Origin of the sequence: Lysobacter niastensis, from assembly GCF_015453285.1 — a bacterium.
GTDB lineage: Bacteria > Pseudomonadota > Gammaproteobacteria > Xanthomonadales > Xanthomonadaceae > Lysobacter_J > Lysobacter_J niastensis.
The window spans coordinates 193664-213197 of sequence record NZ_JADLZT010000007.1 but is presented as its reverse complement, the minus strand read 5'-3'; the positions used below and the strand labels follow the sequence as shown (position 1 = coordinate 213197).

Sequence of the window (19534 nt, the reverse complement as noted above, 5' to 3'; positions counted from 1 at the left end):
CCGCGATCCACACACCATGACCGAGTCCGCCCCCAAGACCATTCCGCTCGCGGTGGTGAGCGGCGACGCCGCGCCTGCTCCGCTGCAGCCCGGTGTGAAGCAGCTGGCGGGCGACAAGATCAACCGTTCGCCGGTGCAGTTCGCCGACGCGCCGGTGCTGCGCAAACCGTCGTGGATCCGCGTGCGCATCCCGTCGGGCAACTCGGTGCAGCAGCTCAAGGCCAAGCTGCGCGAGAACCGCCTCGTCACCGTGTGCGAGGAGGCGAGCTGCCCGAACATCCACGAGTGCTTCAGCCACGGCACCGCGACCTTCATGATCCTCGGCGAGGTCTGCACGCGCCGTTGCAGCTTCTGCGACGTCGCCCACGGCCGTCCGAAGCCGCCGGATCCGTCCGAGCCGATCCACCTGGCGACCACCGTCGCCGACATGGGCCTGAAGTACGTCGTGGTGACCAGCGTCGACCGCGACGACCTGCGCGACGGCGGTGCCCAGCACTTCGTCGACTGCATCGCCGCGATCCGCGAGCACAGCCCGCGCACGCGCATCGAGGTCCTGACCCCGGACTTCCGCGGCAAGGGCCGCATGGACCGCGCGCTGGAAATCCTCGCGACCAATCCGCCGGACGTGTTCAACCACAACGTCGAGACCGTGCCGGACCTGTATCGCAACGTGCGTCCGGGTGCGGACTACCAGTGGTCGCTGACGCTGCTGCAGCGCTTCAAGGCGCAGCATCCGTCGGTCGCCACCAAGTCCGGCATCATGCTCGGCCTCGGCGAGACGATGGAGCAGGTGCAGGCGACGCTTCGCGACCTGCGCGCGCACGATGTCGACATGATCACGATCGGCCAGTACCTGCAGCCGTCGCCCCACCATCATCCGGTGCTGCGCTACTGGACGCCCGATGAGTTCAAGGCGCTGGAGGAATACGGCATGTCGCTGGGATTCACCCACGTCGCGTCCGGTCCGCTGGTCCGCTCGTCGTACCACGCCGACCGCTCGGCGATAGAAGCTGGCGTCGTCGAACTCGCGTGACGCAACACGCGGTCACGGCCGGACCATGCACGGCTTGCCGTCACTAATAACGCGGCACTAACGCTCTGCGCGTCGAAACTGAACGTTGGCCGCCCGGCGCGCGCTGAATCGGCCGGGCTGCGGCCAATGGCACGCAATTTCCCGCCGGCAACGGGTGACAGCGACCGCAACTTTCGGCACTGTGGGGCTGTCGAAGGCTTGGCACATGCTGGTCCCCGATCCCACGAACGAAGAACAGGCCGTCACCGGCCGGATGCCTACGCGATGAACGCCAAGACTCCCCTGCTTGCCCTGTTGCTCACCGCGCCCCTGGCCCTGCTGGCCCGGGCTGACGGCGGCAGCATCGCGATTCCGAACGCGCCGACGGCCGACCAGGCCACCGCCGCGAAGCTGGTATACGGCCTGCTGTCCGACAGCCGTTACGCCTACCGTCCGCGTGCGCTCGACGATGCCCTCTCGCAGGACATGTACAAGCGCTACCTGGAATCGCTCGATCCCGCGAAGCAGTTCTTCACCGCGCAGGACATCGCCCGCTTCGATCCCTACAAGGACAAGCTGGACGACGCGATCAAGAGCGGCAAGCTCGATCCGGCCTATGCGGTCTTCGCGACGTTCCAGCAGCGCGCCAACGAGCGCGTGAAGTTCGCGCGCGCGCTGCTCAACCAGGACATCTTCGATTTCAACGGCACCGACCGTTACGAGTACGACCGCGAGGACGCGCCGTGGGCGGCCGACAACGCCGCGCTCGACACGCTGTGGAAGCAGTCGGTCCGTAACGACTGGCTGCGCCTGAAGCTCGCCGGCAAGAAGCCCGACGAGATCCGCAAGACGCTCGACAAGCGCTACAACAACATGGGCAAGGGCTTCGCCGAACTGAAGGGCGAGGACGTGTTCCAGGCGTTCGTCAACGCGTACGCCAACGCGATCGATCCGCACACCGACTACTTCACGCCGCGCGCGGCGGAGAACTTCAACCAGTCGATGTCGCTGTCGCTGGAAGGCATCGGCGCGCAGCTGCAGAAGCAGGACGACGTCGTTGCGATCCGCGAGATCATCCCGGGTGGCCCGGCTTCGCGCAGCAACAAGCTCAAGCCGGGCGACCGCATCGTCGGCGTCGGCCAGGGCGAAAGCGGCGCGATGGAAGACGTGATCGGCTGGCGCATCGACGACGTTGTCGCCAAGATCCGCGGCACCAAGGGCACGAAGGTGCGGCTCGACGTGATCCCGGTCGAAGCCGGCATCGACAGCAAGCCCAACCGCATCGTGCTGACCCGCGACAAGATCAAGCTCGAAGAGCAGGCCGCCAAGTCGAAGGTGCTGGCGATTCCGGCCGGTAACGGCGCGCCGGCCAAGCGCATCGGCGTGATCGAGCTGCCGGGCTTCTACCAGGACTTCGAAGGCCGCCGGAAGAACGCCGACGACTATGCCTCGGCCACGCGTGACGTCGCCCGGCTGCTGACGCAGCTCAGCGCGCAGAAGGTCGACGGCGTCGTGCTCGACCTGCGCAACAACGGCGGCGGTTCGTTGAACGAGGCGATCGAACTCACCGGTCTGTTCATCGACCGTGGCCCGGTCGTGCAGGTGCGCGAGTCCGGTGGCCGCGTCGCCGTGGAAGGTGACACCGACAGCGGCATCGCGTGGGAAGGCCCGCTCGCGGTGCTGATCAACCGCGGTTCGGCATCGGCCTCGGAAATCTTCGCTGGCGCGATCCAGGACTACGGCCGCGGCCTCGTCATCGGCGAGACCAGCTTCGGCAAGGGCACCGTGCAGAACCTGGTCGACCTCGACCGCTGGCCCGCCAACGAAGAGCCGCGCTTCGGCCAGGTCAAGCTGACCATCGCGCAGTTCTTCCGCGTCAGCGGCGGCTCCACGCAGAACAAGGGCGTGGTGCCGGACCTCTCGTTCCCGGCGTCGGTCGACGCCAGCGAGTTCGGCGAGAGCACCTACGACAACGCGCTGCCGTGGACCCGCATCGCGGCCGTGCCGCACACGAGCTATGGCAACTTCGCGCCGCTGCTGCCGAAGCTGGAAACGCTGCACTCGGCGCGCGTCGCCAATGACAAGGAATTCCAGTGGTGGTCTGACGACGTCGCCCAGTTCCGTGCCGAACGAGCCAAGAAGTCGATCTCGCTCAACGAGAACGAGCGCCGCGTCGAGCGCGACACCGAGGACGCCAAGCGCAAGCAGCGCCAGGCCGATCGCAAGGCGCTGGGACTGGAGCTGGATCCGCTGGCCGATGACGACATCGACGACGGCCTGGCCGCCAACGAGCGCGACATCGCCAAGGACGCCGCCCGCGAGAAGCTGGCTGAGAACCGTCCCGACCCGCTGCTGCGCGAGTCGGCGTCGATCCTGGCCGACGCGGTGCGACTGCTCGACAGCGACCGCCAGCTGTCGGCGCAGGTGCTGCCGACGGCCGTCCAACCGGGCCATTGGGCCGACTGAGGTTGGGATTTCCCAGGCGCGGCCTGGGAAACGACAACAAGGATCGGATAGCGGGCGCCTTCGGGCGCCCGCTACGCTTGGGGCCATGAACACTGCCCGTGCCATCCGCGACAAGCTCGACCACGCACGCCAGCTGCTCGATGCCGGCGAGCCGACCCTGCCCGAACTGGCCGCATCGACCGGCCTGAGCGCCTCGCACCTGCAGCGCCGGTTCACCGCCCGCTTCGGCCTGAGCCCGGCGCAGTACCTCGCCCAGCGCAAGCTCGGCACGCTGCGCTCGGCGCTGCGCGAAGGCAACGACGTCAGTGCAGCGCTGTACGAAGCCGGCTACGGTTCGCCGTCGCGCGTCTATGAAGGCGGCGCGGCCAGGCTCGGCATGACGCCCGCGCGCTACCGCGCCGGCGGCGAGGGCGAACAGATCCGCTGGAGCATCGCCACGACCGCGCTGGGCCAGGCGCTGGTGGCAGCGACGGAGCGTGGCGTGTGCATGATCGAACTGGGCGACGACGCCGAAGTGCTGGAAGCGAAACTGCGTGAGGAGTTCCCGAAGGCCTCGCTCGATCGCGTGGACGCCGGGCGTGACGATTTCCTCGCGCCGCGCCTGCGCGCGGTTGCCGAAGCGTTGGGCGGCAAGCAGGTCAGCGTGCCAGTCGACCTGATCGGTACCGCGTTCCAGAAGCGCGTCTGGGATGCGCTGATGAAAATCCCGCGCGGCGAAACCCGCAGCTATTCGCAGCTCGCCGCCGAACTCGGCGCACCGCAGGGCGCGCGCGCGGTGGCCAGCGCCTGCGCGCACAACCGCGTCGCGATCGTCGTGCCGTGTCATCGCGTGGTGCGCAGCGACGGTTCGCTCGGCGGTTACCGCTGGGGCCTGCCGATGAAGCAGCGCGTGCTGGAGCGCGAGCAGGCGGCGTAGGTTCTGACTGCGGTGACTGCGGTGACTGCGTTGACTGCGGTGACTGCGGTGATCGCGTGAAGAGCAAGCGACTCAAGCGCTTCCCTTCTCCCGCTTGCGGGAGAAGGTGCCCGAAGGGCGGATGAGGGTGCTTTTGCTTTGTCGCGCTACGTGCCCTCACCCCAACCCCTCTCCCGCAAACGGGAGAGGGGCTCGAAAGAGCGAGCGGCGCGGGTGCGAGCCTCGCCGCGAGTGAAGGGCTACCGCTTGCGCCGCACCGGCGGCCGCGTCGGCAGCGTCAGGCCGAGCTTGATCGGCTCGAATACGACGCGCGTCTCGTAACGCTTGAGGTTGTCGTCGCTGCCGAACAGGCGGTCGGCGACTTCGCGGACATGCGCCACGCCGGTGGTCACCAGGATGACGAGGTAGTCCCATTCCCCGGCGAGCGTGTAGCACTGCTGCACTTCCGGTGCGGCGCGCATGCGCGCGTGGAAGGCCGCGTGGTGCTTGGCCGACTCGCGCTCCATCGCCACCAGCACGGTGGCCAGCGTAATGCCGCCGAGCACGGCCGGATCGAGCACCGCGACCTGCCGCAGCAGTCCGCTCTTGCGGTAACGCGTGATGCGGCGTTGCACCGCGCTGGCCGACAGGCCGACCGCTTCGCCGAGCGCGGTCAGCGTGGCATCCGCATCGCGCTGCAGGAGATCGAGCAGGCGGTGGTCGAATTCATCGAGTGAAACGGGCGTGGCCATGCAAAATTCTTGCGTTAACGCGCACGATTTATCAACCCCGTGTCGGGTCCTGCGGCTACGCTGTACGGGATCCGGATGCTGCAGGCACCGCAGCCGCGTGCCTCCGACCGGAGCCCAGCAGCCGCGAATCCACCCCCCACTGGAAGCCGCATGAGTACTGCCGTTCCCACCGCCGCACGGGCCGTTCCCGGCGGACTCGCCGTCGCCTTTGCCCTGGCCTCGGTCTACATCCTCTGGGGCTCGACCTACCTGGCGATCCGCTTCGCGCTGGAAAGCTATCCGCCGTTCCTGCTCGGTGCGATCCGCATGTTCCTGGCCGGCGCGCTGATGTACGCGGTGCTGCGCTGGCGCGGGGTCACGGCGCCGACCGGCAAGCAATGGCGCACGCTGTGGGTGCTGTCGATCTGGATGGTGCTGCTGTCCAACGGACTGGTGAACCTGGCCGAGACCCAGGTCGGTTCCGGCCTGGCGGCGATCGCCGTGGCATCGATGCCGCTGTTCGCCGGCGTGTTCGCGATGCTTCGCGGCCGTCATCCTTCGAAGATCGAATGGGTCGGCCTGGTGATCGGATTCCTCGGCGTGCTCTGGCTCAACGCCGGCGGCGAGCTGTCGTCGTCGCTGCTGGGCCTGGTGTGCCTGGTGATCGCGCCGCTGGCCTGGGCCTGGGGCTCGATCTGGAGCCGCGACCAGGATCTGCCGCAGCCCTTCATGTCGGCGGCCGGGCAGATGCTGACCGGCAGCGTGTGGATGCTGCTGGCGGCCGGACTGCACGGCGAACGCATCACCACGATGCCGACGATGGGCGCGACCACGGCGATGCTGTACCTGGTCGTCGCCGGTTCGATCTTCGGCTTCACCGCCTACATCTGGCTGCTGCACCACGTGCGTCCCGCGCTGGCGACCAGCTATGCGTACGTGAACCCGCCGATCGCGGTGCTGTTCGGCGCGCTGCTTGCCAATGAGCGCTTCACCGCGCACGACCTCGGCGCGATGGCGGTGATCCTGCTCGGCGTGGTCATCATCACGCTGGCGAAGGCGCGCGCCGGCAGCAAGCCCGCGGTGCCGGCCGCTTCGAGCGAGCCGGCGGCGTGAGCAATGCAACGGAGGCCCGCACGGGCCTGTGGGTCGCGATCGCCTCGTTCGTGCTGTGGGGCCTGATGCCGCTCTACTGGCACCTGCTCAAGGTGGTGCCGTCGCTGCAGATCGTCGTGCACCGCATCGTCTGGAGCGCACTGCTCGTGTCGGCGTGGCTGCTGTGGAAGCAGGGTCGCGGCTGGTTGCAGGCGGCGCTGGCGCGGCCGCGCGCGGCGTGGATGCTGGCACTCTCCGGGCTGCTGATCGCGTTCAACTGGGGTCTCTACATATGGGCGGTGAACGCCGGCCACGTGGTCGAGAGCAGCCTGGGGTATTTCATCAACCCGCTGATCAGCGTCGTGCTGGGCGTGGCGTTCCTGCACGAGCGGCTCAACCGCGTGCAATGGCTGTCGGTGGCGCTGGCAACGCTGGGCGTGGCCTGGCTGACCTGGCAGCTCGGCCAGCCGCCGTGGATCGCGATCGGCCTGGCGCTGTCGTTCGGCCTTTATGGACTGATCCGCAAACTGGTCGCGATCGATGCGGTCAGCGGCCTGGGCGTGGAGAGCGTGTATCTGTTCCTGCCCGCGCTGGCGGTGCTGCTGTGGGGCGAGACCCACGGCAGCGGTGGCTTCCTGTCGGGCGGCTGGGGCGTGGGCATCGATGTCCTGCTGGTGATCGCCGGCGCGCTGACGGCCCTGCCGCTGATCGGCTTCGCCTTCGCGGTCCGACGGGTGCCCCTGTCGGTGGTGGGGTTGATGCAGTACATCGCCCCCACACTGCAGTTCCTGCTCGGCGTACTCTTCTTCAACGAAGCGTTCGACCACGATCGTGCGGTAGGCTTTGGTTTCATCTGGGTCGCGTTGGCGATCTTCGCCAGCGATGGCCTGTGGCGTTCACGACGTCAGGCCGCACTGGCGACGACCTGAGCGCACCGGCACGGGTTCCCCCACCGTCAGTAAGGTCGCGATGAACCAGACCACCCTCAACGCGCTGGCCCTGTTTCCGCTGCAGCTGGAGGCGCACTTCGCTGCCATCCCGGCGGACTTCAGGCGCTGGGCGCCGCCGAGCTGGCATGGCGTGCCGAGCGAGCCGTTCACTGCGATCGAGCAGCTCTGCCACGTGCGCGACCTCGAGACCGAGGGCTACCAGTCGCGCATCCGCCGCACGCTGCACGAGGAGCATCCGCTGCTGCTGTCCATCGACAGCGGCGCGCTGGCGGTCGAGCGCGACTACACGCATGCCGATGCCGCGGAAGTGATGATGGCCTTCCGCGACGCCCGCGCACGCACGATCGTGATGCTGACTGCGTTGACACCCGATGAGCTGCTGCGCACGGCGGAGTTCGAAGGCTACGGCACGGTCACGCTGCGCAGCCTCGCGCATTACCTGTGCAGCCATGACCAGCAGCACCTGGCCGGCCTGCAATGGCTGCTCGGCAAGATCGAGGCGACTCGCGCGCGTTGAAGTTGCTGAGCCCCTCTCCCGCAAGCGGGAGAGGGGTTGGGGTGAGGGCGGCTTGGTTACGTGCTCACCCAGGGCAAGGACCCCCGGCGTCCGCCCAGGTCTTGAACGCGGCGACGAACTGATCGTGCGGCACCGGCACCGGCGCGCGCGTTCCGCCCGGATCCCAGCCCCACAACACCAGTTTGTCTTCGGAGACGTGCTTGACCAGTGCGGCGAAGTCGCGGTTTCCATTGCGCTTCTTGTCCTTGATCATCCCGCACAGCTGCGCGGCGGGCAGTCCAATCCACGCCATCCTGTGGTCCGGCGGCGGCAGCCCCCAGTGCGGCGCGCCCGGAGGCGCGTTCGGCCCGTAGCTCGCCGGCAGGTTCTTCTCGCCATGGCAGGCCGAGCAGGGCAGGCCGGGTGCACCGTGTCCGTCGGGGCCGCGCACCACGCCCATCGCGTGCGGGCTCTGATGGTCGAACTGCAGCGGCTGGTCGCCGGGGATGTGGCAATTGCTGCAGCGCGGATGCTGGAACACCTTCTCCACCGTCGCGAACGCGGCGATGGCGGCCTTCTCCTGCTCCGGGCTCGCGCGCTGGCCGCATGCCGCAAGCACGAACACGAAAGCCGTGCCCACGCACATGCGCAGACCGGGCGCAGAGACGATCGCTTCGGCGATGCGGGACATGATGGTCTCCTCAGGCCTGTGCGGGAGCGGATTGCGGCGCCAGGTGCAACGGCAGTTCGCGCAGTCGTTGGCCCGTCAGCGCGAACACCGCGTTCGCCACCGCGGGTGCGACCGGCGGTACGCCAGTCTCGCCGATGCCGCCGGGCTTCTCCGTGCTCGGCAGGATATGCACCTCGACCTTCGGCATCTCGTGGAGCCGCAGCACCTGGTAGTCGTGGTAGTTCGACTGCTCCACCTGGCCGTCCTTGAAACTGAGGCGGCTGTGCAGCACTGCGCCGAGGCCGAACGCGACCGCCGACTCGATCTGCGCGCGGATCGTCTCCGGATTGATCGCGATGCCGCAGTCGACCGCGCACACCACGCGATGCACACGCACGGCCGGTCCGGTGGGAGTGTCGTCGACCGATACTTCCGCCACCTGGGCTACCCAGCTGCCGAACGATTCGTGCACGGCCACGCCGCGCCCGCGGCCTTGTGCCAGCGGCGTAGACCAACCGGCCTTGTCGACAGCGAGGTTGAGCACGCCGAGATGGCGCGGGTGGTTCTTCAGCAACGCGCGTCGGTACTCGACCGGGTCCTTGCCTGCGGCGTGGGCCAGCTCGTCGATGATGCTTTCCATCACGAACGCGGTGTGGCTGTGGCCGACCGAGCGCCACCACAGCACCGGGATCGGCGTCTTCGGCGAATGCAGGCCGACGCGATGGTTGGCGATCTCCTTGAGATACGGCGAATCCGACACGCCCTCGACCGAGGTCGCGTCGATGCCACCTTTCACCAATGCAGCCTCGAACGGCGTGCCGGCGAGGATGGATTGCCCGGCGATGCCGTGTTGCCATGCCACTGGCATGCCCTGTGAATCGGTGCCGATGCGGACGTCGTGCACGTAAGCCGGACGGTAGTAGCCGCCGCGCACGTCGTCCTCGCGCGACCACACCGTTTTCACCGGTACCCCCGCCGCCTTGGCGACCTGCACCGCTTCGCTGACGAAGTCGGACGTCGGCGTCGCGCGTCGGCCGAAACCACCGCCGAGGAACATCGTGTGGATCTGCACCTGCTCGGGCTTGAGCCCGGTGATCTTCGCCGCGACGCCCTGGTCGACGGTCTGGAACTGCGTGCCGGTCCAGATCTCGCAACTGTCCGGTCCGATCTTGACCGTGCAGTTGAGCGGTTCCATCGGCGCATGCGCGAGGTAAGGCACCGCATACACCGCGTCGAACGGCTTGGCTGCCTTGGCGAGCGCGCCGGCCGCATCGCCCGCCTCGACGACCTTGGCACCGGGCGTCGTCGCCAGCTGCGCGAGTTGCGTGCGAAGTTGTTCGCTGCCGGTACTGGCGAAATCGCCGGGGTCCCAATCGACCTTCAGCGCGTCGCGCCCGAGCTTGGCAGCCCAGTAGTGATCCGCGATCACCGCCACGCCTGTCGGCACCTGCACGACATTGCGCACGCCGGGCACGGCCTTCGCCGCGGCCGCGTCGAACGATTTCACCTTGCCGCCGAACACGGGTGCGCGCGCGACCACCGCGGTCATCAGGCCGGGGAACTGCACGTCCATGCCGAACTTGGCTTGGCCGCTGATCTTCTCCGGTGTGTCGAGCCGACGCGTCGGCTTGCCGATGAACTTCCAGTCCTTCGGGTCCTTCAGCGCAAGCGAAGCAGGATCGGGTGCCTTCAGCTTGCCGGCGTCGTCGGCGAGCGCGCCAAAGCGCACGCGCTGGTCGCCGGCGATCACTTCGCCGTTCTCGGTGCGCACCTGTTCCAGCGGCACGTTGAAACGCTGCGCGGCGGCCTGCATCAGCATCGAGCGCGCGGCGGCACCGGCACGGCGATAACGGTCGAACTCCGACCACGTCGAGGTCGAGCCACCGGTCATCTGCATGCCGAACACGGTGTGCGCATACGCCTGTGCGGCCGGTGCGTGCTCGACGCGGATCTTCGACCAGTCGGCGTCGAGTTCCTCCGCGATCAGCATCGACAACGCGGTCCACACGCCCTGGCCCATCTCGGAATGGCTGATCAGCACGGTCACGCTGTCGTCGTTGCCGACGCGCAGGAAGGCATTGGGCACGAACCCCGTCGTGGCCGCGGCGGTTGGATCGGCGAGCGCGAAGCGGCTTGCGCCCGGGATCATGAAGCCGAGCACCAGGCCGCCGCCCGCGAGCGCGGACACCTGGAGGAAACGGCGTCGGGAAGGTTGCATCACGGCGTTCACGGACACCTCCGTTGCACGACGTGCCGCGCATTCGCGCGGCGGGATTGAATCAGGACGTTGGATCAGGTCTTTGTCAGCTCAGCCGCGCGATGCACGGCGGCGCGGATGCGCGGATAGGTGCCGCAGCGGCAGATGTTGCCGGACAGCGCCTGGTCGATGTCGGTGTCGCTGGGCGCAGGCACCTTCGCCAGCAGCGCCGCGGCCGACATGATCTGTCCGGACTGGCAGTAGCCGCACTGGACCACGTCGAGCTCGGCCCACGCGCGCTGCACCGGATGGCTGCCGTCCTTGGACAGGCCCTCGATGGTGGTGATCTTCTTGCCCGCGACGGCCTCCACCGGCGTGACGCAGGCGCGCCGTGGCGAGCCATCGACATGCACCGTGCAGGCGCCGCATTGGGCGATGCCGCAGCCGAACTTGGTGCCGGTGAGTCCCATCAGGTCGCGCAGGGCCCAGAGCAGCGGCATGTCGGGTGTGGCCGCGACCTCGTGCTCGGTGCCATTGACGTGCAGTTTCACGGCCGCACCTCCTCCAGACCCGGAATGAAAAAAGCCTACTCCCCTGCCTACCCATGCTGTGTGTAGGCCGGGGTGTGTAGGCCGCGGCGACGGCCCGGGCTTAGACTCAGGGTGTCCGGGCTGCCTAAGGGATCGCATGGACTCCTTGCCTGCCGTTTCGCACACCGCGCTGGCGCCGGCCGGCGGGCTGCGCGGCGTCCTCGAGGCGTCGGCCGCGTCTCGCCACGATGCCAGTGCGGTGCTCGTGGTGGTCGTCGACACCGAGGGCTCGACCTATGTGCGTCCCGGCGGCGTTGCCCTGTTCACCGATGGCGGCCAGGTCGGCTGGCTCAGCGGCGGCTGCCTGGAGCCGGAGATCGCACGGCGCGCCATGCTCGCCGCTGCTCAGCGCCGGATCGAATGGCTCGATATCGACACGCGCGACGACGAGGACCTGTTCTCCGGTTCGGCGGTGGGCTGCCGCGGGCGTCTGCGCCTCGCGCTGCTGTCGCTGTCGGAGTTGCCGGGCTGGCACGAACCCATCGCGGCCTGGCGAATGTCCGCGCACGGTCTGGACCTGCACATCGCCAGCGATGGCAGCGTGTCGTGTCGTGTCGACGACGCCACATGGCGATGGACGCTGCCGGCCGCGCCGCAAGAACACGCGGATGCGCAAGCGCAGTGGCGAGTGACGTGGCCGTCGCCGCCGTCGGTGCTGGTGTTCGGGGCTGGTCCCGAAACACCGGTGCTGGTGCCGTGGCTGCGGCGTCTCGGCTGGATCACCACGCTGGTGGAGCGTCGCGAGCGCTGGCGCGAGGCGGCCGCCTGTGCAGACACCGTCGTCGAGCTCGCGCCGCAGGCTGCGATCCCCGCAACGGCGCGTTTCGACGCGGCGCTGGTGATGCACCACAATTTCGAGCTAGACCGCGAAGCGTTGTCGGCGCTGGCGAGCACCGCCATCGAGTACATCGGCCTGCTCGGACCGGCGCGGCGGCGCGAGGACCTGTTCCGCGTGCTCAGCGATGCCGAGCAAGCATCGCTGCAATCACGGCTGCGCTCGCCGGTCGGTCTCGATCTGGGCGGGCAGGGCGCGGAGGCCATCGCCTTGAGCATCGTCGCGCAACTGCACAGCCATCGGAACAAGCGATGACGCAGCCCGCGAATGCGCACGCGACGGTAGTGCTGGCAGCCGGAGGCAGCACGCGCCTCGGCCGTCCCAAGCAGTTGTTGACGCGCGACGGTGAAACGCTGGTGCACCGCGCACTGCGGCTGGCCCATGAAACGCATCCCCGGCAACTGCTGCTGGTGTCGGGTGCGAATCGCGACGGCGTCGTCGGGGCGTGCCAGGGCCTGCCGATGCAGGAGGTCTTCAACGATCGCTGGCGCGATGGACTCGCCTCCAGTCTTCGCCTCGCCGCCAATGCGTTGGCGAATCATCTCGGCCCGGTGCTGGTGCTTGCCTGCGATCAGCCTGCGCTGACCATCGATCACCTTCGCTCGCTGCTGCGAGGCGCGGCCGCAAGCACGTCGGGATGCGCGGCTACCCGCCACGACGGTCATCGCGGAGTACCGGCGGTGATTTCAGCGACGATGCTGCGGCGTGCGCAGGAACTGCAGGGCGACCGCGGCTTCGGCTCCTGGCTGGCGCAGCTGCCCGCGGAGCAGTTGTGGTGCCTCGATGCACCGGAGTTGCAACTCGATATCGACACCGCACGCGATGAAGCCGGTGCGGTGGCGGCCGGCTGGCTGGATGCAGTGACGGCGGATTAGCGCGCCAACCCTGAAAGCAACAGCGCCAGCCCGAAGGCTGGCGCTGCCGTTGCTGCGTGCTGGCGCAGGGCGTGCCTCAGGCGGCGCGCAACGCGTCGGTGACCGGCAATCGCGCCGCGCGCAGGGCCGGGAACAGTCCACCGATCAGGCCAATGCCGAGCGCCCACTTCAGACCGGTCCACAGCAGGTCTGGCGAGACCTTGAACTGGAACATCACCTGGCTGAAGTTGTTGCCCAGCGTCGACACGCTGTAGTTGTTGAACACCAGCCATGCGACCAGGCCGCCGAGCAGGCCGCCCAGCAATGCCAGCAGCATCGTCTCCAGCATCACCGCCATCACGACCGGCAGGCCACGGAAGCCGATCGCACGCATCGTCGCGATCTCGCGCGCGCGGCCGGCGACGGCGGCGTACATCGTGTTGAGCGCGCCGAACACCGCGCCCACCGCCATGATCCCGCCGATCACCGTGCCCAGGATCTTCAGGAACTTGCTCAGGCCTTCCGATTGTTTGGCGTAGTAGTGCTGCGTGGTGTCGACGTCGAGCTTCAGGCGCGGATCGGCGGCCATCGAGGCCTTCAGTTTCTGGAAGCCGTCCTTGCCGTCCAGCTTCACCGTCACCGACTGGTAGGACTGGCGGCGATAGGTGGAGGCCAGCGTTTCGGCGTCGGCCCACAGTTCCGAATCGTGCGAGTCGCCCGAGGCGAAGATGCCGACCACCGTCCAGATCTGGTTGGCCAGCTCGAGCTGCGTGCCGGGCTTGAGGTCGTGGAACTGCTGATCCACATACTGCCGCTTCGCGCCCTGGCCGATGATCAGCTCGCGCATGCCGGGATTGAACTTGCGGCCTTCGACGATCTTCACCTGCGGGCGCAGTGCCCACGCCGCATCGCCGACGCCGCGCAACTGCGCGTTGGCGTCGGTGTGGTCGGCGCGGGTCACCATGTTCACCACCTGCGACAACTCCGGCGACACCGCGGCACGGCCGTCGGCGCTGCGGGCGATGCCGGCCAGACTGCTGATCAACGGCACCTGGTCGCGCAGGATCACCGAGTTGGTCTCGGCCTGCGAACCGCCGCGCAGGATGATCGCGGTGCTGTCGTTGCCGGTCTGCTTGAGCGTGGCTTCGAAGCCCGCGCCCATCGCCAGCATCGCCACCAGCACGCCGACCACGCCGGCGATGCCGACCACGATCACGCTCGACGCACCCCAGCGCTGCGGCAGGCTGGCGATGCCGATCTTCGCCGCCTCCAGCGCCAGCCGGCCGGAGCGGGTCAGCAGCAGCCACAGCACCAGCGCCACCGCCAGGCCCAGCACGACCGGCCACGGCGCCATGATCCAGGCGACCAGGCCCAGCGCCAGCAACAACACGATCCCTGCATTGGTCAGGAATTTCATGGTTCTCTCCTCAGCGCCCGGCCAGGGCGTCGACGATGTTCAGGCGCATGGCGCGCAACGCGGGCAGCAGCCCGACGACGACGCCGAACAGGATCATCAGGCCGATACCCAGGCCCCAGGTCGCGGCCGGCATGTGCGGCAGCTGGATCAGGCCGCGGCTGGCGCTGCTGATCGCCGGCATCATCGCCGCCGCGATCGCCAGCCCGATCAGGCCACCCAGCGCGACCAGCGCGATCGCCTCGACCAGCACCAGCCACAGCACGCTGCGGTTGGAGAAGCCGATCGTCTTGAGCACCGCCAGTTCCGGGATGCGCTCGCGCACTGCCTGCGCCATCGTGTTGCCGGTCAGCAGCAGCAGCGTGAAGAACACTGCCGCCATGATCGAGGTGACGATCAGGCCGATGTCGCCGATCTGCTTGAAGAAGGCCTGGTTGAAGGCCTGCTCGGTCTGCGTCTTGGTCTCGTGGTCGGAGTTGTCGGACAGCTTGTCGATGGCCTGCGCCACCTGGTTCGACTGGCTGGCGTTGGCCACGTCGACCACGTACCAGTGCACCTGGCCCTTGATGTAGTCGTTGGCCTCGTCGAAGTACTTCCAGTTGAACATCAGCTGCTTTTCTTCGCCCTTCCGCTTGTTGTCGTTCATGTGGAAGATGCCGACCAGCTTGAAGTTCCAGTTGTTGCTGCCCTTGGTCGGGAAGATCGTCGCCTGCAGCGGGATCGTGTCGCCGAGCTTCCAGCCGTGCTGCTTGGCCAGCGCCTCGCCGACGATGGCGCCGTCCTGCGTCGCGTAGAACGCCTTGAGCTGCTCGGGCGAGATCACGTACTCCGGATACAGCTCGATGTAGCCCGGGCCGACCGCGAAGTTGGGGAAGAAGTTCTTCGGATCCTGGTAGATGCCGCCGAACCAGGTGGCGTACGAGGCTTTCTTCACGCCCGGCACGCTCTCGATCTGCGAGTTGAGCCGGTAGGGCAGGGACGACGTGATCGACAGTTTCGACGTGACGATCAGGCGGTTGTAGCCGGACACGTTGGCGCTGGAGTTGAACGCCACGCGCACCGAGTCGAGCATGCCGAACAGCAGGAACGCGGTGACGACCGACAGCAGCGTCAGGAACGTGCGGGTCTTGCTGCGGAACAGCGCGGCCCAGATCAGGTGCAGGTATTTCATATATCTGCTTCCTCGAATGTTTGTCCCTTCTCCCGCTGGCGGGAGAAGGTGCCCGAAGGGCGGATGAGGGCAGGCTCCGACAGCATGGCTCGTCGCCCCCACCCTGACCCTCCCCCGCACGCGGGGGAGGGGACAGATCTCAGTGCTGGACGGCCAGCTCGCGCTCGACCAGCGTGCCCTTGTCGAGATGGATCGTGCGCTGCGCGTGGTCGGCGGCCTTCGGGTCGTGGGTGACCATCAGGATCGTCTTGCCGTGCTCGCGGTTGAGCGACTGCAGCAGCGCCAGGATCTCCTCGGCGGACTGGCGGTCGAGGTCGCCGGTGGGCTCGTCGCAGATCAGCAGCGTCGGATCGGAGACGATCGCGCGGGCGATCGCCACGCGCTGCTGCTGGCCGCCGGAGAGCTCGTTCGGGCGGTGCTTGCCGCGATCGGCCAGGCCGACCAGCTGCAGCGCGATCTCGGCATTGCGCTTGCGCTGCGCCGCCGACAACTTTGTCAGCAGCAGCGGAAGCTCGACGTTCTTCTGTGCGTTGAGCGTCGGCATCAGGTTGTAGAACTGGAACACGAAGCCGACGTTGTGGCTGCGCCACTGCGACAGCTGGCCGGGGCGCATCGTGTCGATGCGCTGGCCGTCGATCTCGATCTCGCCGCCGGTGGGCGTGTCGAGGCCGCCGATCAGGTTGAGCAGCGTGGTCTTGCCGGAGCCGGACGGGCCCATCAATGCCACGAAATCGCCCTTCGGGATGTCCAGGTCGATGCTGTGCAGCACCTCCACCTTCTCCGGGCCGCGTTGGTAGGTCTTCCTGAGATTGCGGATCGAAACCAGCGTAGACATCTGCACTTCCTCGAAAGGGTAGAGGGGGAGACTGCTGCTTGCTAATTCATTTCGTCGGGCGGCCGACGCCTTACTCGTTGTCGGTGCCGGAAGCGCCTTCGCCTTCCGCCGCCACGCGCACGCGGTCGCCGTCGGCGAGCTTGTCGGGAGCGTCCAGCACCACCGTGTCACCGGCCGAGAGACCCTGCGTGACCTCGCGGTCCTCGCCGAGGCTGCGGCCAACGCTGACCTTGCGCTGCTGCACCTTCTCGTCGCTGACGACGAAGGCGACCTGGTCGTTGCCGCGCGATGCGATCGCCGCGGCCGGCACCAGCACGCCCGGCTGCTGCTTCGGTGCTTCGGCGCGCGCGGCTTCCAGGAAGCTCACGCGCACGCCCATATCGGGCACGATGCGCGGATCCTTCACCTTCAGCGCGATGCGCACCTTGACCGTGGCCTTGCCGCGGTCGGCGGCCGGGATGATCGCGATCACTTCGGCCGGGATCTTCCAGTCCTGGTACGCGTTGAGCGTCGCTTCGACCGGCATCTTCGGCTGCACGCGGCCGATGAAGGCCTCGCCGACCTCGACTTCGATCTCCAGCGAGTCCATGTCGACGATGGTGCCGATGCCGGTGCGGGTGAAGCCGCCGGTCGCCAGCGGAGAAACGATTTCGCCCGGCTGCGCGGCCTTGGCGGTGACCACGCCGGCAAACGGCGCGCGCACGATCGTGTTGTCGACGCCGAGGTCGGCAATGCGCAGACGGTCGCCGGCGACGCCCGCATTGCGCTGCGCGGTGATCAGTTCGGCACGCAACGAGTCGCGTGCGGCGATGGCTTCGTCGTACTGCGCCTTCGACACCAGCTGCTGGTTCACGAGCGTGGACAGGCGGCGGGTGTTGGCCTCTGCCTCGGCCAGCTGCGCGCGCACGCTTTCGACCTGGCTGCGTGCCGCGCCGGCCTGCGAGGTGGCGAGATTGCGCTCGGCATCGGCGTCGATGGGGTCCAGCGTCGCCATGACCTGGCCGGCCTCGACCTTCTGGCCTTCCTCGATCATCACCTCGCGCACCTTGCCGGTGATCTTGGCCGACACCGTCGCCATGCGCCGCGCCACCACATAGCCGGTCGCATCCAGCACGGACGCGCTGGAACCGGTGTTGCCGATCGCCGTCGCGGTGGCGGTGCGCACTTCCGGCGCGCTGTTGCGGCCGAACAGCGCCCAGCCGGCCACGCCCAGCAGCAGCACGGCGCCGGCGACGCCGAGCCCGATCCACAGCCCGCGCCGCGAGGGCGGTTCCGGCGGTGCCTTGCGATCGATGCGAAGTTCCTTGAGCAGGTCGGCAGAGTTGTTCATCAACGATCAGTCGGTGGCAGGGGGGAAAGTGTGACCACGCCGCGAAGCACGGCGATAGGGGCCGGAAGTCACTTCGTAATGTCCGGCCCGGTCGGGCGGCCAGTGCGAAGCGTATGTCATCCCGCTGCGCCCGGTCACCTGATGCCTGTCATGTGAAGCGCCTGATGCCTGCTACTGCATCCGGCCAACGCACTTGCCGAAGATGGCCGCATCCCCGGTATGGAGCGATGCGATGGGCAGTGAACATGCAGTACTGGCGCGGCTGGACCGGGTGCGCAAGCACTACGGCGCGGTCGAGGCGCTGGCCGGTGTCGACCTCAAGGTGCGCGGCGGCGAGATGCTGGCCCTGCTTGGCCCCAATGGCGCGGGCAAAAGCACGGCGATTGGCCTGCTGCTCGGTCTGGAGTCGCCAGACGCGGGTGCGGCGTCCCTGTTCGGCGAGCCGCCGCACGAGCTGCAGGCGCGGCGCCGGGTCGGCGTGATGCTGCAGAGCGCGGGCATACCGGACACGCTGAAGGTGTCCGAGCTGCTCGACCTGACCCGCAGCTACTACCCCAACCCGCGCAGTGTTGCCGATTGCGTGGCATTGGCCGGGCTCGACGGACTGTTGCCGCGGCGTTACACGAAGCTGTCCGGCGGCCAGCAGCGTCGCGTGCAGTTCGCGCTGGCGCTGTGCGGACGCCCGCAGCTGCTGTTCCTCGACGAGCCCACGACCGGCATGGACATCGAGGCGCGCCAGACGTTGTGGCGCGCGATCCGCGAACTCGTCGCCGAAGGTTGCGGCGTGCTGCTGACCACGCACTACCTGGAAGAGGCCGAAGCGCTGGCCGATCGCGTCGCCGTGCTCAACCGCGGCCGCATCGTCGCCGAAGGCAGCGTCCACGAGATCCGCGCGCACGTCGGACAGCGCCGCATCCGCTGCACCAGCGCATTGCCGGCGGAATGGGTATCCGCCTGGCCGCACGTGCTCGACGCCCGTCGCGATGGCGAGCGCCTGGAAGTGATCGCGGACGCGGCCGAGCCGGTGGTGCGCCGTTTGCTGGCCGAGGACGCCGAGCTGGCCGAACTGGAAGTGCAGCGTGCCGGCCTGGCCGAAGCATTCCTGGAACTGACCCGCGACTCAATCAAGCACGACGACATCAAGGAGGCCGCGTGATGAACACCATCGACATGACCCTGCCCGCATCGCGCACCCCGCTGCGCAGCTACTGGCTGGAGGCGAAGTACGAGTTCCTGCGCCTGCTGCGCACGCCGATGTTCTCGGTGCCGACGCTGCTGTTCCCGACGCTGTTCTACGTGCTGTTCGGCGTGCTGATGGCCGGCTCGCGCGGCGGTGTCGCCGCGGCGCAGTACCTGCTCGCCACCTATGGCGTGTTCGGCGTGATGGGCGCGGCGCTGTTCGGCTTCGGCGTCACTGTCGCGATCGAGCGCCAGAACGGATACCTCGTGCTCAAGCGCGTGCTGCCGATGCCGCCCGGCGCGTACCTGCTGGCGAAGATGGCGATGGCGATGCTGTTCTCGGCGATCATCTCCACGTTGCTGGCGGTGCTGGCCTTCACGCTGGCCGGCGTGGAGCTGCAGCCGTGGCAGTGGGCGACGCTGCTCGTGGTCGACGTGGCCGGCGCGCTGCCGTTCTGCGCGATGGGTCTGTACATCGGCAGCCTGGTCGGCGGCAACGGCGCGCCCGCGGTGGTCAACATCGTGTACCTGCCGATGACGTTCCTGTCGGGGCTGTGGATGCCGCTGAAGATGCTGCCGCCGGTGTTCGCCAAGATAGCGGTGGTGTGGCCGGCCTGGCACCTGGGCCAGCTTGCGCTGAAGGTGGTCGGGCACGACGCCGGCAGGCCCGTCGTGATGCACCTGGCGGTGCTGGCGGGCATCACGGTCGTGTTCTTCCTGCTGGCGCGCCGCCGCCTTTCGCGCTGAGACCTTTCCCGCCGAGAACTTTCCCACCGAGAACTTTCCCACCGAGAACTGGGGAGCTAGAGTCATGACG

The 19534-nt window shown here is 68.1% G+C and carries 18 protein-coding genes; 10 read left to right on the top strand and 8 right to left on the bottom strand.

Annotation, left to right across the window (positions count from 1 at the left end):
• Positions 1-16 precede the first annotated feature (16 nt).
• The 3 genes from lipA (at position 17) to IU514_RS13980 (ending at position 4394) form a co-directional block, all read left to right on the top strand.
• Entirely contained in the window at positions 17-1033 is a 1017-nt protein-coding gene (lipA, locus tag IU514_RS13990) for a lipoyl synthase (RefSeq protein ID WP_194931745.1), read from the top strand.
• 264 nt (positions 1034-1297) lie between these two features.
• The gene (locus IU514_RS13985; RefSeq protein WP_194931744.1) at positions 1298-3478 is read left to right on the top strand and encodes a carboxy terminal-processing peptidase; all 2181 of its coding nucleotides are present in this window, start codon (positions 1298-1300) and stop codon (positions 3476-3478) included.
• A gap of 85 nt (positions 3479-3563) precedes the next feature.
• Positions 3564-4394 (top strand): methylated-DNA--[protein]-cysteine S-methyltransferase, encoded by an 831-nt coding sequence (locus IU514_RS13980; RefSeq protein WP_194931743.1) that lies wholly within the window; start codon positions 3564-3566, stop codon positions 4392-4394.
• A 239-nt stretch (positions 4395-4633) separates the two neighbouring features.
• Here the strand turns inward: IU514_RS13980 and IU514_RS13975 are convergent, their stop codons facing one another.
• Complete coding sequence (locus IU514_RS13975) at positions 4634-5125, bottom strand: Lrp/AsnC family transcriptional regulator (protein WP_194931742.1); 492 nt, start codon at positions 5123-5125, stop codon at positions 4634-4636.
• A gap of 150 nt (positions 5126-5275) precedes the next feature.
• On the opposite strand from IU514_RS13975, the gene yedA reads away from it, so the two are divergent.
• Genes yedA through IU514_RS13960 form a run of 3 tightly spaced genes read left to right on the top strand, consistent with a single transcriptional unit; the run spans position 5276 to position 7663 of the window.
• Positions 5276-6217: a drug/metabolite exporter YedA gene (gene yedA / locus IU514_RS13970; protein ID WP_194931741.1), complete on the top strand. Its 942-nt coding sequence runs from the start codon at positions 5276-5278 to the stop codon at positions 6215-6217.
• On the top strand, positions 6214-7125 hold the full coding sequence (rarD, locus tag IU514_RS13965; RefSeq protein ID WP_324187844.1) for an EamA family transporter RarD: 912 nt from the start codon (positions 6214-6216) through the stop codon (positions 7123-7125). The genes yedA and rarD overlap by 4 nt, the downstream gene beginning before the upstream one ends.
• Before the next feature lie 40 nt (positions 7126-7165).
• Positions 7166-7663, top strand: coding sequence for a DinB family protein (locus IU514_RS13960; protein WP_194931740.1), 498 nt, complete (start codon positions 7166-7168; stop codon positions 7661-7663).
• 64 nt (positions 7664-7727) lie between these two features.
• On the opposite strand, the gene IU514_RS13955 is transcribed toward IU514_RS13960, so the two are convergent.
• From IU514_RS13955 to IU514_RS13945, 3 genes are all read right to left on the bottom strand, one after another.
• On the bottom strand, positions 7728-8333 hold the full coding sequence (locus IU514_RS13955) for a hypothetical protein (protein ID WP_228760730.1): 606 nt from the start codon (positions 8331-8333) through the stop codon (positions 7728-7730).
• Positions 8334-8343: 10 nt separating this feature from the next.
• Complete coding sequence (locus tag IU514_RS13950; RefSeq protein ID WP_194931739.1) at positions 8344-10542, bottom strand: xanthine dehydrogenase family protein molybdopterin-binding subunit; 2199 nt, start codon at positions 10540-10542, stop codon at positions 8344-8346.
• A 62-nt stretch (positions 10543-10604) separates the two neighbouring features.
• A complete protein-coding gene (locus tag IU514_RS13945) occupies positions 10605-11060 on the bottom strand; it encodes a (2Fe-2S)-binding protein (RefSeq protein ID WP_324187843.1) in 456 nt (151 codons plus the stop codon).
• Between the two features lie 136 nt (positions 11061-11196).
• Between IU514_RS13945 and IU514_RS13940 the strand changes: the two genes are divergently transcribed.
• Complete coding sequence (locus tag IU514_RS13940) at positions 11197-12189, top strand: XdhC family protein (RefSeq protein WP_194931737.1); 993 nt, start codon at positions 11197-11199, stop codon at positions 12187-12189.
• Complete coding sequence (locus IU514_RS13935) at positions 12186-12809, top strand: nucleotidyltransferase family protein (RefSeq protein WP_194931736.1); 624 nt, start codon at positions 12186-12188, stop codon at positions 12807-12809. The genes IU514_RS13940 and IU514_RS13935 overlap by 4 nt, the downstream gene beginning before the upstream one ends.
• 76 nt (positions 12810-12885) lie before the next feature.
• On the opposite strand, the gene IU514_RS13930 is transcribed toward IU514_RS13935, so the two are convergent.
• The 4 genes from IU514_RS13930 to IU514_RS13915 form a co-directional block, all read right to left on the bottom strand.
• On the bottom strand, positions 12886-14205 hold the full coding sequence (locus IU514_RS13930; RefSeq protein WP_194931735.1) for an ABC transporter permease: 1320 nt from the start codon (positions 14203-14205) through the stop codon (positions 12886-12888).
• A 10-nt stretch (positions 14206-14215) separates the two neighbouring features.
• Complete coding sequence (locus IU514_RS13925) at positions 14216-15373, bottom strand: ABC transporter permease (protein WP_194931734.1); 1158 nt, start codon at positions 15371-15373, stop codon at positions 14216-14218.
• Positions 15374-15512: 139 nt separating this feature from the next.
• A complete protein-coding gene (locus IU514_RS13920; RefSeq protein ID WP_194931733.1) occupies positions 15513-16208 on the bottom strand; it encodes an ABC transporter ATP-binding protein in 696 nt (231 codons plus the stop codon).
• A gap of 70 nt (positions 16209-16278) precedes the next feature.
• Positions 16279-17538 carry an efflux RND transporter periplasmic adaptor subunit gene (locus IU514_RS13915; RefSeq protein ID WP_194931732.1) on the bottom strand — a complete coding sequence of 420 codons (1260 nt, stop codon included), beginning with the start codon at positions 17536-17538 and terminating at the stop codon, positions 16279-16281.
• Between the two features lie 232 nt (positions 17539-17770).
• Between IU514_RS13915 and IU514_RS13910 the strand changes: the two genes are divergently transcribed.
• Both IU514_RS13910 and IU514_RS13905 read left to right on the top strand, forming a co-directional pair.
• A complete protein-coding gene (locus IU514_RS13910) occupies positions 17771-18694 on the top strand; it encodes an ABC transporter ATP-binding protein (protein ID WP_194931731.1) in 924 nt (307 codons plus the stop codon).
• The gene (locus IU514_RS13905) at positions 18694-19464 is read left to right on the top strand and encodes an ABC transporter permease (RefSeq protein WP_194931730.1); all 771 of its coding nucleotides are present in this window, start codon (positions 18694-18696) and stop codon (positions 19462-19464) included. Before IU514_RS13910 ends, IU514_RS13905 begins: the two co-directional genes overlap by 1 nt.
• The last annotated feature ends 70 nt before the right edge of the window (positions 19465-19534 follow it).